Origin of the sequence: Coprococcus sp. HPP0074, from assembly GCF_964238105.1 — a bacterium.
Lineage (GTDB): Bacteria > Bacillota > Clostridia > Lachnospirales > Lachnospiraceae > Faecalimonas > Faecalimonas umbilicata.
This window is the reverse complement of sequence record NZ_CAXSKS010000003.1, coordinates 191,066-209,902: the sequence shown is the minus strand read 5'-3', so window position 1 is coordinate 209,902 and position 18,837 is coordinate 191,066. Positions and strand designations below refer to the sequence as shown.

20 protein-coding genes and 1 other annotated feature are annotated in these 18,837 nt (G+C 43.6%); of the genes, 2 read left to right on the top strand and 18 right to left on the bottom strand.

Features of this window, described 5'->3' with window-relative positions; all coding sequences use genetic code 11:
• Positions 1 to 133 precede the first annotated feature (133 nt).
• Positions 134 to 1,867, top strand: a complete 1,734-nt coding sequence (locus ACESPO_RS05450) for a carbon starvation CstA family protein (RefSeq protein WP_499788566.1) — start codon at positions 134 to 136, stop codon at positions 1,865 to 1,867.
• 125 nt (positions 1,868 to 1,992) lie between these two features.
• Here the strand turns inward: ACESPO_RS05450 and ACESPO_RS05445 are convergent, their stop codons facing one another.
• From ACESPO_RS05445 to yiaK, 17 genes are all read right to left on the bottom strand, one after another.
• Complete coding sequence (locus ACESPO_RS05445) at positions 1,993 to 4,542, bottom strand: transglutaminase-like domain-containing protein (protein WP_499788565.1); 2,550 nt, start codon at positions 4,540 to 4,542, stop codon at positions 1,993 to 1,995.
• A gap of 203 nt (positions 4,543 to 4,745) precedes the next feature.
• Positions 4,746 to 5,123 (bottom strand): 50S ribosomal protein L7/L12, encoded by a 378-nt coding sequence (rplL, locus tag ACESPO_RS05440; protein WP_009245166.1) that lies wholly within the window; start codon positions 5,121 to 5,123, stop codon positions 4,746 to 4,748.
• 52 nt (positions 5,124 to 5,175) lie between these two features.
• Positions 5,176 to 5,709, bottom strand: coding sequence for a 50S ribosomal protein L10 (gene rplJ, locus ACESPO_RS05435; protein WP_008976730.1), 534 nt, complete (start codon positions 5,707 to 5,709; stop codon positions 5,176 to 5,178).
• A 28-nt stretch (positions 5,710 to 5,737) separates the two neighbouring features.
• Positions 5,738 to 5,873 (bottom strand) — a sequence feature (ribosomal protein L10 leader region).
• 35 nt (positions 5,874 to 5,908) lie between these two features.
• Complete coding sequence (gene rplA / locus ACESPO_RS05430) at positions 5,909 to 6,601, bottom strand: 50S ribosomal protein L1 (protein WP_009263123.1); 693 nt, start codon at positions 6,599 to 6,601, stop codon at positions 5,909 to 5,911.
• A gap of 65 nt (positions 6,602 to 6,666) precedes the next feature.
• Positions 6,667 to 7,092, bottom strand: a complete 426-nt coding sequence (gene rplK, locus ACESPO_RS05425) for a 50S ribosomal protein L11 (RefSeq protein ID WP_008976732.1) — start codon at positions 7,090 to 7,092, stop codon at positions 6,667 to 6,669.
• A 96-nt stretch (positions 7,093 to 7,188) separates the two neighbouring features.
• Positions 7,189 to 7,704 (bottom strand): transcription termination/antitermination protein NusG, encoded by a 516-nt coding sequence (nusG, locus tag ACESPO_RS05420; protein ID WP_008976733.1) that lies wholly within the window; start codon positions 7,702 to 7,704, stop codon positions 7,189 to 7,191.
• A 42-nt stretch (positions 7,705 to 7,746) separates the two neighbouring features.
• A complete protein-coding gene (secE, locus tag ACESPO_RS05415) occupies positions 7,747 to 7,968 on the bottom strand; it encodes a preprotein translocase subunit SecE (RefSeq protein ID WP_016441040.1) in 222 nt (73 codons plus the stop codon).
• Positions 7,969 to 7,990: 22 nt separating this feature from the next.
• A complete protein-coding gene (gene rpmG, locus ACESPO_RS05410; RefSeq protein ID WP_008976735.1) occupies positions 7,991 to 8,140 on the bottom strand; it encodes a 50S ribosomal protein L33 in 150 nt (49 codons plus the stop codon).
• A 141-nt stretch (positions 8,141 to 8,281) separates the two neighbouring features.
• Complete coding sequence (locus ACESPO_RS05405) at positions 8,282 to 8,761, bottom strand: hypothetical protein (protein ID WP_008976736.1); 480 nt, start codon at positions 8,759 to 8,761, stop codon at positions 8,282 to 8,284.
• A 2-nt stretch (positions 8,762 to 8,763) separates the two neighbouring features.
• Entirely contained in the window at positions 8,764 to 9,180 is a 417-nt protein-coding gene (locus tag ACESPO_RS05400; protein ID WP_317344929.1) for a DUF4430 domain-containing protein, read from the bottom strand.
• An 87-nt stretch (positions 9,181 to 9,267) separates the two neighbouring features.
• On the bottom strand, positions 9,268 to 9,621 hold the full coding sequence (locus tag ACESPO_RS05395; RefSeq protein ID WP_008976738.1) for a DUF2752 domain-containing protein: 354 nt from the start codon (positions 9,619 to 9,621) through the stop codon (positions 9,268 to 9,270).
• A 23-nt stretch (positions 9,622 to 9,644) separates the two neighbouring features.
• Complete coding sequence (locus ACESPO_RS05390; RefSeq protein WP_390109412.1) at positions 9,645 to 10,250, bottom strand: DUF4234 domain-containing protein; 606 nt, start codon at positions 10,248 to 10,250, stop codon at positions 9,645 to 9,647.
• Between the two features lie 181 nt (positions 10,251 to 10,431).
• Positions 10,432 to 10,890: a NanQ anomerase/TabA/YiaL family protein gene (locus tag ACESPO_RS05385; RefSeq protein WP_120092144.1), complete on the bottom strand. Its 459-nt coding sequence runs from the start codon at positions 10,888 to 10,890 to the stop codon at positions 10,432 to 10,434.
• A 25-nt stretch (positions 10,891 to 10,915) separates the two neighbouring features.
• The gene (locus tag ACESPO_RS05380; RefSeq protein WP_499788563.1) at positions 10,916 to 11,710 is read right to left on the bottom strand and encodes a hypothetical protein; all 795 of its coding nucleotides are present in this window, start codon (positions 11,708 to 11,710) and stop codon (positions 10,916 to 10,918) included.
• A 22-nt stretch (positions 11,711 to 11,732) separates the two neighbouring features.
• Entirely contained in the window at positions 11,733 to 13,859 is a 2,127-nt protein-coding gene (locus tag ACESPO_RS05375; protein ID WP_320853093.1) for a hydantoinase/oxoprolinase family protein, read from the bottom strand.
• Between the two features lie 13 nt (positions 13,860 to 13,872).
• A complete protein-coding gene (locus ACESPO_RS05370) occupies positions 13,873 to 15,225 on the bottom strand; it encodes a citrate transporter (protein WP_499788562.1) in 1,353 nt (450 codons plus the stop codon).
• A gap of 26 nt (positions 15,226 to 15,251) precedes the next feature.
• Complete coding sequence (gene yiaK, locus ACESPO_RS05365) at positions 15,252 to 16,253, bottom strand: 3-dehydro-L-gulonate 2-dehydrogenase (protein ID WP_008976744.1); 1,002 nt, start codon at positions 16,251 to 16,253, stop codon at positions 15,252 to 15,254.
• Positions 16,254 to 16,702: 449 nt separating this feature from the next.
• Between yiaK and ACESPO_RS05360 the strand changes: the two genes are divergently transcribed.
• A complete protein-coding gene (locus tag ACESPO_RS05360) occupies positions 16,703 to 17,638 on the top strand; it encodes a D-2-hydroxyacid dehydrogenase (RefSeq protein WP_499788561.1) in 936 nt (311 codons plus the stop codon).
• Between the two features lie 12 nt (positions 17,639 to 17,650).
• Here the strand turns inward: ACESPO_RS05360 and ACESPO_RS05355 are convergent, their stop codons facing one another.
• Complete coding sequence (locus ACESPO_RS05355; RefSeq protein ID WP_016441044.1) at positions 17,651 to 18,655, bottom strand: LacI family DNA-binding transcriptional regulator; 1,005 nt, start codon at positions 18,653 to 18,655, stop codon at positions 17,651 to 17,653.
• Positions 18,656 to 18,837 lie beyond the last annotated feature (182 nt).

Below are 18,837 nucleotides of genomic sequence, written 5' to 3'. Positions count from 1 at the left end.
TTTATGCAATCTAAGTAGTACTACAAAACAAATCTGTGATTTCGTCTTCGTTTTCTCCTCTGTGAGGCTAGACGAAGTTTTTTATTTTTATTTCATGCTGTTATCAAAAAGGAATATGCAAAGGAGGAACTGTATGAATGGATTATTATTATTAGGAATTACGGCTGTTGTATTAATCGGAGCTTATCTGCTGTATGGCCGCTACTTAGTAAAAGAGTGGGGAATTGATGTAACTGCTAAAACACCCGCAGTAAAAAAAGAGGATGGGGTTGACTATGTCCCGAGCAATAAATGGGAGGTCTTTGCCCACCAATTTTCTTCTATTGCCGGCGCGGGTCCTGTCACCGGTCCTGTGATGGCAATGATGTTTGGCTGGCTTCCTGCATTTTTATGGATCATAGTCGGAGGTATTTTCTTTGGAGCCGTTCAGGATTTTGCTTCCCTTTATACTTCTGTAAAATCAGATGGGAAATCAATCGGCCAGCTTATTGAAGTATATATTGGAAAGACCGGAAGAAAGTTATTTTTCTTATTCTGCTGGTTATTTACATTATTGGTCATTGCGGCTTTCGCAGATATGGTTGCGGGAACTTTTCATGGTTTTCGCGCTGACGGCTCCAAATTACAACCAAATGCTGCGGCTGCTTCCATTTCTATTCTTTATGTTTTTGTGGCGATTGCATTTGGATTATTCTTACGCAAAACGAAAATCGACGGCTGGAAACAAGCTGTTTTAGGAATCGTACTAATTGTCGCTATGCTTGCAGCAGGAATTGCTTTTCCTGTTTATCTGCAAAAGCAAAGCTGGTTATATTTAGTGTTTGTTTATATTTTCTTCGCAAGTGTCACCCCTATGTGGCTCTTAAAACAACCGCGTGATTATTTGACTACCTTCTTATTTGTAGGAATGATCATTGCAGCTGTCATCGGAGTTGTGATTTCAAATCCTACGATTTCAACACCGGTCTTCACCGGTTTTGTCTCTGCGAATGGAAGTTATTTATTTCCGACACTGTTTGTCACCATTGCCTGCGGTGCAGTAAGCGGATTCCATTCTTTAGTATCAAGCGAGACGAGCAGCAAACAGATTCGAAATGAAAAAGACATGCTGCAAGTGGGCTACGGCAGTATGCTTCTGGAATCTCTGTTAGCTGTATTAGTAATTGTAATTGTAGGCTCTTTGACAAATTTAGCCGACACCGGTGTATTAAATAATGATCTGGCCGCTATGGCATTGGCAGACACCGCTACTCCTTTTACGAAATTCTCCGTAGGGGTAACGGGATTGATCAGTAAGCTTGGAATGCCTCAAGAATGGGGATTATGCATCATGACTATGTTCGTTTCTGCTTTGGCTTTAACTTCCTTAGATGCTGTTGCACGTATCGGAAGACTCTCTTTTCAGGAATTATTTGAAATCGAAGAAGGCAAAGCAGTTTCACCGGCTGTAAAAGTTCTGACAAACAAATACTTTGCAACAATCATCACACTGGCCGGCGGGTATCTGTTAAGCTTAGGTGGATATAATAACATCTGGCCACTGTTTGGTTCTGCAAATCAGTTATTAGCCGCTATGGTATTGATTTCTTTATCTGTGTTCTTAAAAGTGACAGGCAGAAAGGGATTCATGTTATACGCACCAATGACAATGATGTTAGTTGTGACCATGACATCCTTAGGAATGAGCGTTTACTCCATCTGCAAAAAAATATTCGTAACCGGAGGATTTGCCTTCTTAACAGATGGATTACAATTATTCTTTGCTCTTTTACTCATGGGACTTGGCTTGTTGATTGCATTCTCTTCCGGCAAAAAACTTGTGGAGCGCAAACCTCAACCGAACCGTGATTCGCTTGTCCGAGAATAAAAATCTTCTGTTGTGAAAAAGCAGGAATTGCCTTTAAGACAACTCCTGCTTTTTTCAATCGATTAAACTTCCCACATATGGAAATCCACCCGTCACATTTCCTTTTTCTATCTATCCTCTCACCTTTATCTATTTAAAATTTTCAGAATCATATCTGCGCTTCCCACATTATACCCTGCAACACCATAGATTCCTCTCATTTCCTGATCAACAATGACAATCAGCGGCAGTTTGCCCGGCTCCAGATACATCCTTCTTGCCAGCGTCTCCATATCTGCTCCAAAGTCGTCTACAAGAAACTGGGCATGCTCCAGTTCTGCGAGTGTTTTCGCAAGCGTCGGATCCTTTTTCACTTCCATATCCCGGACTACAAAATACAGATTCGCAGGCAGTTGATTATATGCCTCACTCCTCTGTCGGATCTCATTTAAAAGATGTTCGGTCGGCTCTTTTCCTTCCTCCAACCAGAGAAAGAGCCCTTCCTTTTCGTTTACCAGTTCCGAAAGATGACATTGCGTTCCGTCTTCTTTCTGCACCGTAAAATCTGTGATTGCATTCTCTTCCAGCATGTCTTTGACATCTGCCTCCTTCTGTTCGAGAACAATATGCCGTTTTTCCCCTTCTTTCAATACAAACACAAACTGTTTGGCAAACACATTTCCATTTGGCAGACGGTTCGCTGTGAGAATCTTATACCGTCCCGGGAACAAAGGAATCTCCCCATAGACTGGAAGCCCGCTCTCATCACTCAGCCGCAATGTCTGGTATTTCGTTCCATCAAATTTCGCGATCGTCCAGTTTTGATAGTATGTCCATGTCTTTCCTTCCTGCTTCTCGACAACAATCCCAGCTGTCCGCACTTCCGACTGTCCTTCATACTCTTCCAATGCCACAAATGCACCGTCCTTCCACACTTCCAGTATCTGGTCAGAAGGATTCAGACGGGCAGGGATTCCAAGTGTTCTTAATATCTGCACACTTACTACCCGTTTGGTCAGTGCACTTCCATATCCGGTGGTAAATGCGCCCTGTGCAGAAGTGATCAGATTTCCATACTCTAACTGCTCATCTGACTTCAGATGTGCACAGACAAATTCCCACACATACTTTGGCTCCTCCGCCATCTTCTGCCTCTCTTTCTCCGAGAGCCATGACAGCAGAAACCTTCGGAATGGACGAATCATCTCATTATCCACGCGCGGACATAAGATATACGGTACAAATAACTCTTTGTCCCATTTTCCTGCAAAGACTGCCGCCTGCCTGCAATGTTCTTCTAAACTATCTGCGGTAATATCCAGATAATCTTTCTCCCGAAGACTATTTAACAGCTCCATCTTGAGCGCAGGTTCCATCTCCTTTTCAAGAAATTTTGCAATCTCTCTCTGATTTCCACACGCAAGCTTCATAATCTCCACTGCACGCGCCCGAAACCGCTCCGGCATACATTCTGCTGCCTTTACCGCCACATCTTCATCATAAAAAGCCGCTTCCTTTGCCATGCGTTTTTTTGTCGCTTTTCTGCTTTTTTCTCTTCCAAACAAAATTTCTTCTTCCGACTGCACGCAACGATTGACCGGAGAATCTTTCGGAGCGATTACGATCATCTCCGTCCATACATCTGGCTGACATGCTGTCTGCCCCAGTCTAAGTATACAGCTGTGCCGCTCTGCCACATCTACGAGTTGTTCCGCATAGGCTCCATCCTTGTATGCAGTCACCTGCAAAGTGCCAAATCCAGTCTCCAGCACCTTCTTTCCCTTTGCATCTGCACGGGCACAGGCAATTTCTCCAAACTCTGCATAGTTCAACACCCCAAAGCGGATCTCTGCTCCCGAAGCCGGAGTACTGTCAACATTGAGCACCGTCACTTCCACAGTGGTCGTTTTTGCATACGTTTTCAGCTGATTAGCCACAAGAGCCATACCTGTTCGTCCGACCTGCTCTTCCTGCGGTCTGACCGGAAGCAGCCAGCGGGAATGTACCATCATTGCCCGGGAGGATGCATTCGTGAACCACCCCTTATTCAGAACTTCCTCCGGCTCACATGCTCCCAGAAACTTCCACGTTCCATCGCTCCAGACTTCCACCCACGCATGATTATCATCACAGTGAGACCAAAGTGGAACATACACCTGCCTTGCCGGAATCCCGACACTTCGGAACACGGATACTGCAAAGGTGGACTCCTCCCCACATCTGCCATATGCGGAACGGTACACGCACTCTGCACTTGCAGTTCTGTCATCTGTCGTGCGATACGTCGCCTCCTCGGCACACCAGTAATTGATCTCCAAAATCGCCTTCGCCATCGAAAGCCCCTCAATCCTCTTATGCAACTTTTCATAGAAAAACGGCCGACACGGTGTCAGATCTTCATTATTTACTCGATGGTGGAGTATGTAGCCCGCAAAAATCTCCTCCGGAATCGTTCCTGCAAATGGACCTGCCTCCCATAAAAACACTCCATGTTTTGCATAAGATAAAAACAATTCCGCCTCATAATCTGCCGCATCGCTGACCGGCATCGAAGCATAAAGACATTTCAGCGCCTCCGCCTCATCGTTACTGCATTTGACAAGGGCAGCCTCCACCTCTGTTCTTCTCTCTCCAAGACGGTTCAGCTGCGCTTCAAAGCTACGCTCTATCTCCTGCATAAGTTTTTGTGTAAACATATCGTTTCCCCACCTCTCTTTCAGCATCTTTCATCTGTTTTCGCCTGATCTTTTCTCATTATAGCACCTCATTTTATGACTCAACAAGATACTTTTTTAAAGTTTAAAGCACTTTTCCCCATATGCAAATGAGGCTGCCATCCTGCATTTTCTGCAAGGATGACAGCCTCATCTTATTTTATTGTAGTGTTTTCACAATACAATTATTTTAAGTTAACTTCAGCACCTTCTGCTTCTAATTTAGCTTTGATTTCTTCAGCTTCTGCTTTAGAAACGCCTTCTTTAACTACCTTAGGAGCTCCGTCTACTACTTCTTTAGCTTCTTTTAATCCAAGTCCTGTGATTTCACGAACAACTTTGATTACTTTAACTTTAGATGCTCCAGCAGAAACTAATTCTACGTCGAACTCATCTTTCTCTTCTGCTGCTCCAGCTCCGTCTCCAGCTGCTGCTGCAACTACAACACCTGCTGCTGCAGATACACCAAATTCTTCTTCACATGCTTTTACTAATTCGTTTAATTCTAATACTGATAATTCTTTGATCGCTTCGATCATTTCAGCTGTTGTTAATTTTGCCATTTTACTTACCTCCATAAAATTTGCTTTATTTTCGTTTTTTGATTTTTATAGATTATTCAGCTGTTACTTCAGCTGCTTCCTCTGCTGCCGCTTCTACAACTTCGCCATCTTTTTCAGCGATTTGTTTAATAACACGAGCAAAGTTTGTAATTGGTGACTGAATGCTTCCAAGGAATTTGGAAAGTAATTCGTCTCTTGAAGGAATCTTCGCTAACTCGTTTAAAGCTGCGCTGTCATAAACAGTTCCTTCTACTACACCAGCTTTTAATTCTAATGCTTTTGCGTCTTTTGCAAATTTGCAAAGAATTCTTGCCGGAGCTGTTGCATCGTCTTTAGAAATTGCGATCGCGCTTGGTCCTTCTAAGTAAGAATCAAGTTCAGCGAACTCTGTTCCCTCGAATGCTCTTCTCATCATTGTGTTCTTGCAGACTTTGTAGATTACACCAGCTTCTCTTAACTGTTTACGTAACTCAGTATCTTCTGCTACTGTTAATCCACGATAATCAACTAAAACTGCTGACTGAGCACCCTGGATGTCTTCCGCGATAGCCTGTACGATCGGTTGTTTTAACTCAACTTTTGCCATGAATGGTATACCTCCTTATAGATTTATACCGCCGATATAAAAACCTCTCTGTCAAAAGACAGAGAGGCTAGAAAATTCATATTTAGAATTTACATCTCCTCGGTAGGCGTTTTCTCCTTATGCCTTACGGCACCTACTGTCTTCGGCAGTTATTGCTCTGCTATTATAGCATCTTTATATATTTGATGTCAATAACAAATTAAGCTAATTTTGCTGGGTTTACTTTTACACCAGGTCCCATTGTAGAAGTAAGAGTCACGCTCTTTAAGTACTGTCCCTTAACTGCTGCTGGTTTTGCTTTGTTGATTGCATCAATAAGCGTCTGGAAGTTGTCCGCTAACTGTTCTTCTGTGAAAGAAGCTTTTCCTAATGGCACATGGATAATGTTTGTTTTATCTAATCTGTACTCGATTTTACCGGCTTTGATATCTGCGATTGCTTTTGTAACGTCCATTGTTACTGTACCAGCCTTCGGGTTTGGCATTAAACCTTTTGGTCCAAGTACACGTCCTAAACGTCCTACAACACCCATCATATCTGGTGTAGCAACTACAACATCAAAATCAAACCATCCTTCGTTCTGGATTCTTGGGATTAAATCCTCTGCTCCAACGTAATCTGCTCCAGCTGCTTTTGCTTCTTCTGCTTTTGCGTCTTTTGCAAATACTAAGATACGAACTTTTTTACCTGTTCCGTGTGGTAATACAACCGCACCACGGATCTGCTGGTCAGCGTGACGTCCGTCACATCCAGTTCTGATGTGTGCTTCGATTGTCTCATCGAATTTTGCTACTGCAGATTTTTTCACTAATGCTACTGCTTCTTCTTTGTCGTAGAGATTTCCTCTCTCGATCAACTTAGCAGCCTCAATATATTTTTTTCCTCTTTTCATATTAAATAACCTCCTAGTGGTAGTATCGGGAGCTAGCCCTCCCACATTAACTGTTTACAATCTTCTTATTCTTCTACTTTAACACCCATACTTCTGCAAGTTCCAGCTACCATGCTCATAGCAGCTTCGATTGTTGCAGCGTTTAAGTCTGGCATTTTTGTCTCAGCGATCTGTCTTAACTGTTCCTGAGTAATTGTAGCAACTTTGTTCTTGTTCGGTACACCTGAACCAGATTTGATGTTACATGCTTTTTTGATCAATACTGCTGCCGGTGGTGTCTTTGTTACGAAGCTGAAGCTTCTGTCATTGTAAACTGTGATCACAACAGGAATGATAAGGTCTCCCTGATCTGCTGTTCTTGCGTTGAACTGTTTTGTAAATTCAACGATGTTTACACCGTGCTGACCAAGAGCTGGACCAACCGGTGGTGCTGGTGTTGCCTTTCCTGCTGGAATCTGTAATTTAATATAACCTTGAACTTTTTTTGCCATTTTTCAGTACCTCCTTGTGGTATTCGCGGGGATTTCCCTCCCACTCGATTTGTTAAGTGATAGTCTTTGTTCCGTTCCAAAGACCATATCTTATTGTTACATCTTTTTAACTTCTGTGAAACTTAATTCGACTGGTGTTTCACGACCAAACAATTCAACATTGATTGTCAAACTCTGTTTTGCTGGGTTTACTGTCTGAACTGCTCCGACTGTCCCTTCCCATGCTCCGGCAACAACAGTGATTGTATCGCCTTCCTCAAAATCAACGACAATGCTTTCACTCTGGATTCCGAGCGGCAGCATTTCCTCTTCTGTGAGCGGAACCGGCTTAGATCCCGGTCCTACAAATCCTGTCACACCTCGTGTATTTCTTACGACATACCATGTGTCATCATTCATGATCATGTGAATCATAACATATCCAGGGAACATCTTCTTCTGAACCGCTTTCTCGGCACCGTTCTTCAGCTCGATCACTTCCTGCATCGGAACACGGACTTCAAGAATCTGGTCCTCCAGATGTCTGTTTTCGATTGTCTTATCAATGTTGGCTTTCACCTTGTTTTCATACCCGGAATAGGTATGAACTACATACCATTTTGCCTCTGACATAAAATCACCTTTCATTATTGCTAACAGTTCACATATCCGTTCCTATTTCACCAATAAATCAATACCGTATTTTACGATAACATCGATAACTGAAATCAATGCCCCTAAAAAAACGGACACTGAAACGACTGCTGCCGTTTGTTTCGCAAGTGTTTTCTTGTCTGGCCAAATAACTTTCTTAAACTCAGCTTTCATGCCTTGAAACCAGCTTGTCTTCTGAGCTTTTTTCTCGGATTTTTTCTTATCCTTAGTTTTTTCGCCCATAACATTCACTTCCTTTCAACGACTATTTCGTTTCTTTGTGTAATGTGTGTGATTTGCAGAACTTACAGTATTTTTTTGTTTCCATGCGTTCCGGATGAGATTTCTTATCCTTTGTCATGTTGTAATTACGTTGTTTACATTCTGTACATTCCAATGTGATTCTTGTGCGCACAACTTCCACCTCGCTTTTTTTAAATTGAATTCTGTGTTACATGGTAGTTTGCGAGACTACCCAAATTTAGGCATAAAAAAAAGACCTACTTCCATTCGCCAGTATAGCTTACCATGCGCCCTGCGGATTTGTCAAGTTTTTTTACTTGATTTTCCGCAGGATATACTGAAGTGGTCTAAAAAAAATAAGAACCGTGATAAAATTGCCGATTCCATGCAGAATGTCAAACGGAATCCCGCTGATCCACCATGCAATTCCGGCTCCAATTCCTCCTGTCACTGCATATGGAACTGCACACAGCATGCCGAACGCCAGTCCGAAAAATCCACTCAGAACCGCCCACAGAAGCAGGCTGTTGTTCTTTCTGAATATCCGCACAAGCAGATATAAAATCGTCCACACATACAGATACATGATCCACCACACCCCGAAGCCATAGAGGATTCCCTCCAGAAGCGCAAACAGATAGATGATCACTACTGTACGTTTTTCAAATACAAGTGTATAAAGAATGATCAAAAGTGATACAAACTCGATATTTGGCAGGAAAGAAAAGGCGACCTGGACTATGACCAGAATCGCCGCAAGAAATGCATTTCCAACAAGCTCTCTTGTTTTCATTACTATTCTCCTACTGTATACGCAATCTCAAATGCATCTCCGTCTGCTACCGGTTGCTCTGAAATCCCGTAATTGCAGTATTCACCATTGACAGAAAAGCCCCAGTAGGCACCGTCTTTCTCAAACACGGCTTCCTCACCGTTTACCGTATCTACCATAAGGCCATACTCACTGTCTTCCCCTGAATAAGTAAGCCCTTCTTCTTTTGCCTCATCCATCGCCTGCTGAAGATATTCTGCATCTGTCTTGATCTGATACTCTTTCTTTTCTCCATCTTTATTTACAACTGTGATCGTCACCGACTTGCTTCCTTCCTGTGCCTGCGGCCGGAACATCATGTAAGCTCCTGCAAATAAAGCGATCACAACTACAAAGACTGCAAGGGCAATCCATATTTTTTTATTCTTTTTATCTTTCATCTTTTTTTCCTCCTTTTGAAACTGCTTCATCTTAACATTTTCAAAAGCTTCCGTCAATCCTCTTTCTCTGCCACCACAACACCGAATCTATGCTACATTTCTCCAAATTCCAAATGCACACAAAAAAATCGTATACACAACTAACAACTTTTCATTCCATCCTGGCATCTTTTTCCCTCTTTTTACCCGGATCCACTCTGCAGCAAGTTCTCCCAGAAGAAACGGACTTGTCACAAACAAAAATGGATTTGCCCGAAAAGCCCCCACAAAATCCTGCTCAGAAATACATAAAATCAGGGTGGTTATCCCACATCCCGGACAATACCACCCTGTGATCTTACGAAATATGCACGGAATCCCGATCCCTGTCACCTTCAGCCAACAAAAATAGATCACTCCGACTGCCAGCACGGTCCATATTGTCCCTGCTTTTTTCTTCATCTTGCTCTTTTCCTAAACCGTTCCTAATTTCCCACCTTCTTATTGACCGTATCCTGGATCAGGCACAAGTCAACAATGCTCAGTCCTAAAATAGCAATGACAATATAAAGGATACCGGAACTTGAATTCACTCCTTTGATCTTATCGCCGCGCTCTCCCATCTTATACAGCCAGTAAAACTCATAGATTCCACATGTGACGATAGAAAGTAAGATTACCATTCCGCTGGAAGTTGCGTTCGGCTCTCCGGCAAGCTGATTGATCTCATCATTTAATTTGATGATCCAGTATAATCCATAAAGTCCACATGTGACAATCGTCAAAATGACACTTAGCGGAATACTTCTTCTCTCAATCCCATGAATACCTCCTCCGTAAGGTCCCGGCATCTGGCCATAACCTGCGGCATTATTATTCTGAAAGCCATTATTCTGGCAGTTCATATTTTGCCCGTTCTGTTCAGACCGATTTTGGCCATACGTTTCCTGAGACTGATGACTGCTGTTGTAGTTGTTCCATGGATTCTGCTCCTGCTGTGCATTCGCACTATCTTCCGCACTCGCACCGCAATATACACAGAACTTCATTTCCTCTTCCAATTGTGCACCGCATTGCTGACAATATTTCATAGTAATCCCTCCTCATAAAAATATGGTTTCATTTTATCATACTCCTCCCTATTTTTCTACAAAGTCTGCTGATTTTTTTCACGCAACACATGTTTCTTATCACATAGAATCCCATAGTGATTCCCATGAAAAAAAGCCCTACACCACAACTGGCATAAGACTTTTTCTTTCATGACATTACTTATACTTTTACTTTAACTACAATTTTCTTCACCTGGCATGCTCCGTTTTTTGTCATTCTCCGTGGTGCATGACCATCCTCCGGAGGCACGATTGCAAAATCTCCTGCTTTTAAGACGATGGAGCCGCTCTGATCCGGCTCTTCATAGAAAATCAGATCTCTCTCTTCGTCATATTCCATCGCAGGAGTCAGATTATCCAAAGGCTCATAACCGAAGACTTCCTCCCCCTCTGCGACATATTGAATATCGAAATACTTGCGATGTGCTTCAAACGGACAGTCTTCCGGTGTCATTGTCGTATAGCTCTGCACGTTTGCATAGATCTCTTCCCCGTCGATCGGAACGTTCCCGACAGGCAGTGCCAGAAGATCTGTCTCTCTCAGAAAGCAGAATGCCTTCTGAAATTTCTCATCAAGATAATTATATTTTTCAGCGTATTTCATTGTTGTTGTCAGCATGATTTGCCCCCTGTCTGTCCGGATCTCAGTCCAGACAAGTATTCTTGTTTTCTCTTTTTTCCTGCAGTTTCTGCTCTTCTGCCCGCAGACTGCACACTTCCTCGTACAGCCCCCACGCAGCATTTTGATCATAAGCATACACAAGCAGAACATCGAGCATATAAGGCGATACCTCGATCCCTGTCATCTGTGCCGCAAATGCCATTGCTGCAATCTCAGACAGGCAGACGATCGATGAACGGTTGGAAAACGGGCGGCGCCACAGCTCTACCTTCTCCGTGCGGGTATAGATTTCTTTTTCATGCCTCTCTTCCACCGCATGAAAGAGTTCGTGGGCAAGCAGTACCGAGGTCAGTTTTTCCGACTCCAGAAGCGGACAGCCACACGCTCTGTAAATGCGCTGTGCCTTTGCAATACAGTCCGTAAAAATTGTAATCTCATCCGGCTGAACAAACTGTGCAAACAACACGATTCCGCCTCCTGTCGGTGTCTTTTTCTTTAAGACTTTCATTCCCATCCGTTCTGCCAGAAGTTTCGGATCGTTTGTCCCATACTCTTTGGCAACTTTATCTGCCCATTCTCTTCCACAGGCATTGGCTTTTGCGATATAATGGCATTTCTGCTCTCTTGTAAATCTTCCTTCCAGTGGTTCCCGTGCAAAGGCATACATTCCCCAGACTGTTTCTGATATCTCTGACAATTCCTCTGCCATCTGCTCCGGTTCCACCTGAGGATACTGCGGAACCACATAAGAAGTGCCTTTTAAGGAAAATGCATCTACCAAACGATTCCACTTTTCTTTTTTTCTGCTTCCTTCCATATAAAAGGCACCCCTTTCTCTTTTACAAACTGTTCTTTGCTCCCACGATGATCACATCCTCTCCCGGATTGATCATCTGCATCTCTACTTCCATCAGCATCATGATCTTATCCAGGTCAATAGAACCTGCAAAGTCCATGACTCTCGCACCGGCGCAAATATAATAATCCGGTCTTAAGATTGCATCCTGCTGATAAATGGCCAGTTCCTCCCAGAGCTGAGAAACAATATTACGATAACTTCCTGCCTTGCATAACACTGCTTTTGCATCATTTCTCTGCACTTTGATAAATCCTTTTTTATCGAGGATACGGACTGGATGTTTTCCTTTTCGTTCCATCCCAAATACATAGAAGTTCTTTGTCGCACATTCTTCTTTGACTTCTGATTTGGATGCTTTTAAATCTTCTGCCGCAAGCTCGCATGCTTCCTTTGGCGTACACTCTTTCAATAAGTCTGTTGTCTTCACTTCTGTAGATCCAAGTGCGATTGCAGTCAGTTTCGATGTCTGCGGATCAATTTCAATGTGGACATCCACACTGTCGGCTGCCGCACCGCTTTCTACCGCCTTGTCGATTGCTTCCGCCTTGATGGAGCGGATATCTTCCGGTGTCGGATTTGGCACAACACGCTCTACAACATCACGCACCATCGCGAGCGCAACGCCAATAGAAGAAATTACTTCCGCATTTTCCGGAATCGAGTAACGAAGTCCCATTTTATCTGAACAGAACCCGATCAGAGATGCGGCACCTCCGCCGACTCCGACAAGACTGATCTGATCTTTTTCCAAACGATATTTTTCTGCCAGATCCATGATGATCGGCTGAATCTTTTCGTAAGCTCTTGTCAGTATCTGTGTTGCGACTTCTTCCACTGTTTTTCCCATGTAATCCGCAAGCGGCTGCATTGCTTTTCTTGCTGCATTGGCATTTCCATATGCGAAATATTCCGGCTTGATCAATCCAAGGACATTTGCCGCACAAGTATTTGTGATTGTGATCCGTTTCCCGCTCTTCAATTCGATTGCCACATAGTCATCCGGATCTCCTTCCTTTGGGCTGAAGAAAACAACTTTCGGATCTACGATTTCTTCTTCCGGAGTAAATACAGCATAATCCATCCCTGCGATATGCGCCGAACGTGGCCCTACATCTTTGATACCGCCTCTATCCGCACGCACCATACTTCCACCTGCTACACCGAGCACGCGCACATCCAGACTGCTGATATAAGTTCTGTGTCCTCCTACAACGGAATAATCGATGGCAGGACGTCCGTCTTTGATGACACCGATATTCGTTGTCGTACCACCTACTTCAAAATATACACCGTTAGAAGCGCGCAGATACATCAGACTTCCCATCACAGAGGCTGCCGGTCCGGAAAGCATCGTCAGTACCGGACGTTTCTTCATCTCGCTGATCTCCATAACACCGCCGTCACCTCTCATGATCATAAGAGGCACTTCCACACCTGCGCTTCTGACACTCTGCTCTGTAGAATTAGCAGTGTTCAGCATTTTCGGCAGGATAGAAGCATTGATTGCAGCTGTCCGTGTACGGCGTGTAAGTCCGTAAAGCTTTGTGATCTCACTTGCCGCCGTCGCTTCGAGCCCCATATTTTTCGCAATCGCACAGATCCCTGTCTCATTTTCCATATCGTCTACACCGTAAGATTCACTGGAAACAATTACCTGCGCCCCTTCTCCTACGAGAGATTTGATCGTATCTGTCACAAGCTGGTCAGACAGTTTCTCATCACAAATGAAGCGATTGTGCAGACGGATAAATCTTCCGGACCCTAGATTGATGTCTTTCATATTTGTCTGTGCTTTTGCAAGCCATCCTCCTACCCCTTTCGGTCCGACTCCGACTACACCTACATGCGCCACATCACCCTCGATCAACGCATTGGTTGCCTGCGTCGTAGAGTGGGCAACGAAGATAACATCTTTCGGATCGATCTGGTTTTCTTTCAGACAATTTTGAAATGCCTGAACAACACCGGCTGCCACACCTGCTTTGTCATCGTGCGATGTTTTCACGGAAGACTTTCCGATGATCTGATGTGTTGCATTGTCGATCGCAACTGCCTTTGTATGGGTTCCGCCGACATCTATTCCCATGCGTACTTTTCTATTACTCATTTTCACCCTCTCCTTAACCAAACATGATATATGTGATTGCCTGCATAATTGCGCAGATGATCCATGCAACCGGCAATGTCTTCTTCAAATGTTCTCTTGTAGAAACTTTTGCATAGCTTACACCCCATGCGATCCAGCTCTGTGTCATACAGATTGATACATTCATCGTGATCGAAGGAATGACCATCAGCGCATACAGATATGGAGTGGAAAATCCGATTCCTTTTAAAATTCCGAGCGTAGCTGCTCCACATCCAAATAAGGTAAACGGTCCACGGAACAATCCAAGCGGTGCCAGTACTGCAAATGCGATGCTGATGATTAGTGTGTTGTTCGGAATAACATTTCCAAGCAGTGCATTGAAATATGGAACACAAAGTTCTGCTGCTTTGTTGAACATCGGGATCATCAGAAGGAATCCTACAAGCGGAGCAGTGTCTACTACACCGTCATAGAAATCTTTATTCAGCACACGGCATGCCCCGCGGAATGTCTTTAATCTTCCACAGATGATCAGTGCGTAGAAACTTCCTATAATAAATCCAAGAATGATCGGCACATCGAGAATAACAAGCAGAAGCACCGGAAGAATCGGAGCGATCAGAGCCGGCGTCGGCACATATCCCGGACGGGCTTTTCTCGCCGCCGAAGCACTCCACGCATGTACTGTCTTTTTCTTTCTCAGTGTAAATGCACACATTGTGATTACTAGAACAAGCTGTACTGCAAGGCCGATCACCGCCCATCTTAAGCGTGCAGGATCATCGTATGTGATCAGTTGTTTTCCATCCTCCCCGAGGAAGAATGCGAGGAACTGACCAGAAAGCACCGGGTTTAAATACATTCCTGCACCGACACTCATCATGAACGAACCGATGGAAAGCGTTTTCGGAATCCCAAGACTCATAAGGATCGGAAGAATGATCACACCGATTGCAACTACTGCACCTGCTCCAAATAATGTAGAGAAAATAGCTGTTGTCACTGTTGACAGAAGCACACATATAACAATCGGTTTATCTCCGCCAAGCTCTACGGCTTTTCGAATCAATGCATCCGCAATTCCAGTCTCTAACAGCACACGTCCAAACCATGCGCCGAACACAACATTTACAAGTACGCTTCCCCATCCTTCTGGTCCTGACTGGAAGACTTTCGTGATTGCATCTACGAAAGAAATATCCGTCACTCCCGGGTAAGCCGCTATAAAATCAGGATTTGTTGCAAATGTATTTCCAATGAGTGGGAGAACTGTCCAGATCACTCCCATAATGAGCATACCCATCATCAAATTTCCACCGCGAACCGCATAGACTGCCAGTCCGACAAATGAGATGAGCAGCAAAATACCAATGATATATTCCATAACTTTTCCTCCTAGTATCTGTCACTTTACATTTTCAGAACAGATTCCCATACTTCCTCAATAACTGGGATTCCATGTTCTTTGTTGTCACGAATGCTGTTCAATTCCAGTTCACCCGGATAGAAGACTTCTCCGCCTTCGGTAACCGGCTCTGAAGATTTGATATCTGCAAGAATCTCGTCCACAATCTTATCTGTCTCTTCTGCTGTCTGGAATTTTGTCGGATCAACTGCGATCATAATCTGTGTCAGCCCGACTTCGTCTCCGAATGTTCCGATTTTCTGTACTGAATTTCCATTTGTCAGAACCGTCGCAATCAAATCTAACATAATAGAAAGTCCACTTCCCTTCCAATATCCCATCGGAAGTACGCGCCATGTTTTCTCAATCTCTGCCGGATCTGTTGTGAGTTCTCCCTTTGTGTCATATCCACCCGGAACCGGAAGCTGCACACCGCGCAGACGACAGTCTTCAATCTTTCCGTAAGAGAACTGTGACACGGCACAGTCTACCATTGCATGTTCTCCATTCGAGCGAGGAACTGCCATGATCAGCGGATTATTTCCGATCTTTCTGTCTGCTCCACCCCATGCAGGCATATTCGGCATTGTGTTAGACCAGCAGATTCCGATGCATCCGTTCTCCGCTGCCAGCCATCCATAAGTGCCGCCTCTCATCCAGTGATTGTTATTTCCAAGAGCAACACATCCGATTCCATATTCTTTTGCAAGTTCACATGCTCGGTCCATTGCACGCTTTGCATTCAGCGGACCAAATCCACGATGTCCATCCCATCGCTCAATCGCACCCATACTCATCTCGCATGTTGCGCGCGCATCTGGATCGATCTCTCCTTTTTCCAGATAACTTACGACACGCGGAAAGCGATTGAGTCCGTGAGAAAACACACCAGCCAGACTGTTCTGTGCAAAAATCACTGCTGCACTCTCTGCATCCTCTCTCCGAAATCCTTTTTTCTCTAATACACGTGCAAATTCCTGCACCATCACATCATATTGAACTCTCATTATGTGATCTCCTTTCAACTTTCTGAAACATTTTGCCTTTTACAATTGTCAATTTCAAAACAAACTAATTATTTTTTGAAACTTTATAAAAGCGCTTTCTTTATTTTTCATTATAGTTATCTATCATTTTTTGTCAATATATGTAATGAAAAACAACTATTTTCGTCATTATGTCTATTTTTTATATTTGTTTTAGTGCAAAATAACGATTTATTTTTAACATTTATTATGTTCCGGAAAGGTTTTTAAATCATTTTCAAGAAAGGGCTTTCACAATATCTTGTTCTACATCAGGAATTTATCTCACCAATGGCATTCTCAAAGATATTCGAAAACAAAGAATTTACATAACTAGTACATTCATGGTAAACTTTTATAAACTATCGCTGTCATAGAAAATGTCTACAGGCAACAACCTGCCATGCAGCGAACAGAAAGGAGACTACTATATGAAACTTGTATTTTTAGATGCGAAGACAATCGGCGATGATCTTGACCTCTCCCAGTTTGACCAGTTCGGAGAGGTTGTCAAATACTCTTTTTCTACTCTGGAGGAAGTTCCCGGGCGCGTTTTGGATGCCGATGTGATTATTGTAAATAAGATCCTGATCAACGAGGCTTCGATTGGAACTGCAAAAAATCTTAAATTAGTCTGTGTAACAGCTACCGGCACGAACAATCTTGATAAAGAGTATTTAGACAAACGTGGCATTGCATGGCGGAATGTTGCCGGATACTCTACGGAATCGGTTGCACAGCACACCTTTGCCATGCTGTTTTATCTTCTGGAACATTTGAGATATTATGACGATTATGTCAAAAATGACCATTATACAAATGATACGATCTTCACACATTTTGAGAAGACCTTTTATGAACTGAAAGGCAAGACATGGGGAATCATTGGTCTTGGAAATATTGGTCGAAGAGTTGCCTCCATTGCAAACGCATTCGGAGCAAACGTGATTTACTCTTCACCTTCAGGCGCGGCTCCTCAAGAAGGTTTTCATCAAGTTTCCCTTGATCTGCTCCTTGAGACTGCCGACATTGTATCCGTACATGCACCGTTAAATAAGTATACGGAAAATCTCATCGATTTTTCGGCATTTCGAAAAATGAAGAAAAACGCTATTTTCTTAAATCTTGGTCGCGGTCCGATCGTCGTGGAGAAAGATTTGAAACGGGCACTGGAAACAGACGAAATACGAGCTGCCGGTCTAGACGTCCTGTCTGAAGAGCCCATGTGCACAGACAATCCGCTCCGCGGCTTTTCTGACAGTAACCGCCTTCTTATTACACCTCATATCGCATGGGCAAGTATCGAAGCGAGGACAAAATTAATGAACATTATTGCAGAACAGATCAAAGAGTTCTTCAGCCTATAAGGCCTGAAGAACTCAGACTGTCTTTCCCGCTACAAGTTCCGGCTGGATCGTGCAGGAAGAATATGCATCTGTCTTCTCGATCAGACTTGTCAAAAGCTGTACACTGAACATCGCAACAAGTTCCGGTTTATTGTCGATCGTTGTAAGTGTCGGCTCACAGATCCTTGCATATTCTGAATTATTGTACCCTGTCACAGCCACGTCTTCCGGAATCCGGTAACCTTCCTGCAAAAGTGCTTTCACTGCACCTGCCGCTGTAATATCTTCTCCACAGACCAATGCTGAGAATTTCTTTCCGCTTTGGATCAGCTCTCTGACTGCCCGCATTCCGCCTTCCAGATCAGATGTTGTATGTAATACCTTCTTCTTTGCCTCAGCAATTCCGGCACGCTGCAGTGTATCGACAAATCCTTCCCATTTGAGCCGGGCACTGACGGTATCCATATCCTTTACATAATAGATATCTCTGTGTCCTTTTTTGAGCAATTCATTTACCGCAAGTGCAATTCCATACTTATCGTCTACGAGAACCGAATAGGAATTAGCCATTTCCAGCTTTCCATTTGCCAAAACAACCGGAACCGTCCGCAGAAGCTTTTTAATTTCTGGTTTCTTACAGATCGTATTAAACACAGATCCGACTAGAACGATTCCATCTACCTTTTTCTCCAACATCGTCTGCAGATATTTCTCTGTCTCCTCTGCCTCTCCACCTGTATTGCAGAGAGTAACCTCATATCCTCTGTGACTTAATTCCCGCTCAATCGTGTATGCCGTCCGAGCATAGTGCGGCACACGAATATCCACCGTAAGCACTGCAACCGTACGCATAGACTTACTGACCATGCCTCGTGCAATGGCACTTGGTGTATAGTGATTGCGTTCAAGTACCTCCTCTACTCGCTCTCTCGTCGCAGGATTTACGTTGCCCTTATGATTGAGCACTCTCGACACCGTAGAGATTGAGACTCCTGCTTCTTTTGCTATATCATAAATGTTCATGTTTCTTGATTCCATTTCCTCTCCTTATTACATTTCCCCGTGAAAGGGCTTTCTAAAAGCATACGAGATAAAGTATATACTTGTCAAGGTATTGTCTCCAGATTACGGTTGCCGGACATGTCTCCTCTGTCTTTCTGTCAGATTCCCACCAGGTTCCCTGCACAAATACATCGATCCAGTCGCTTTAAAAACAGATG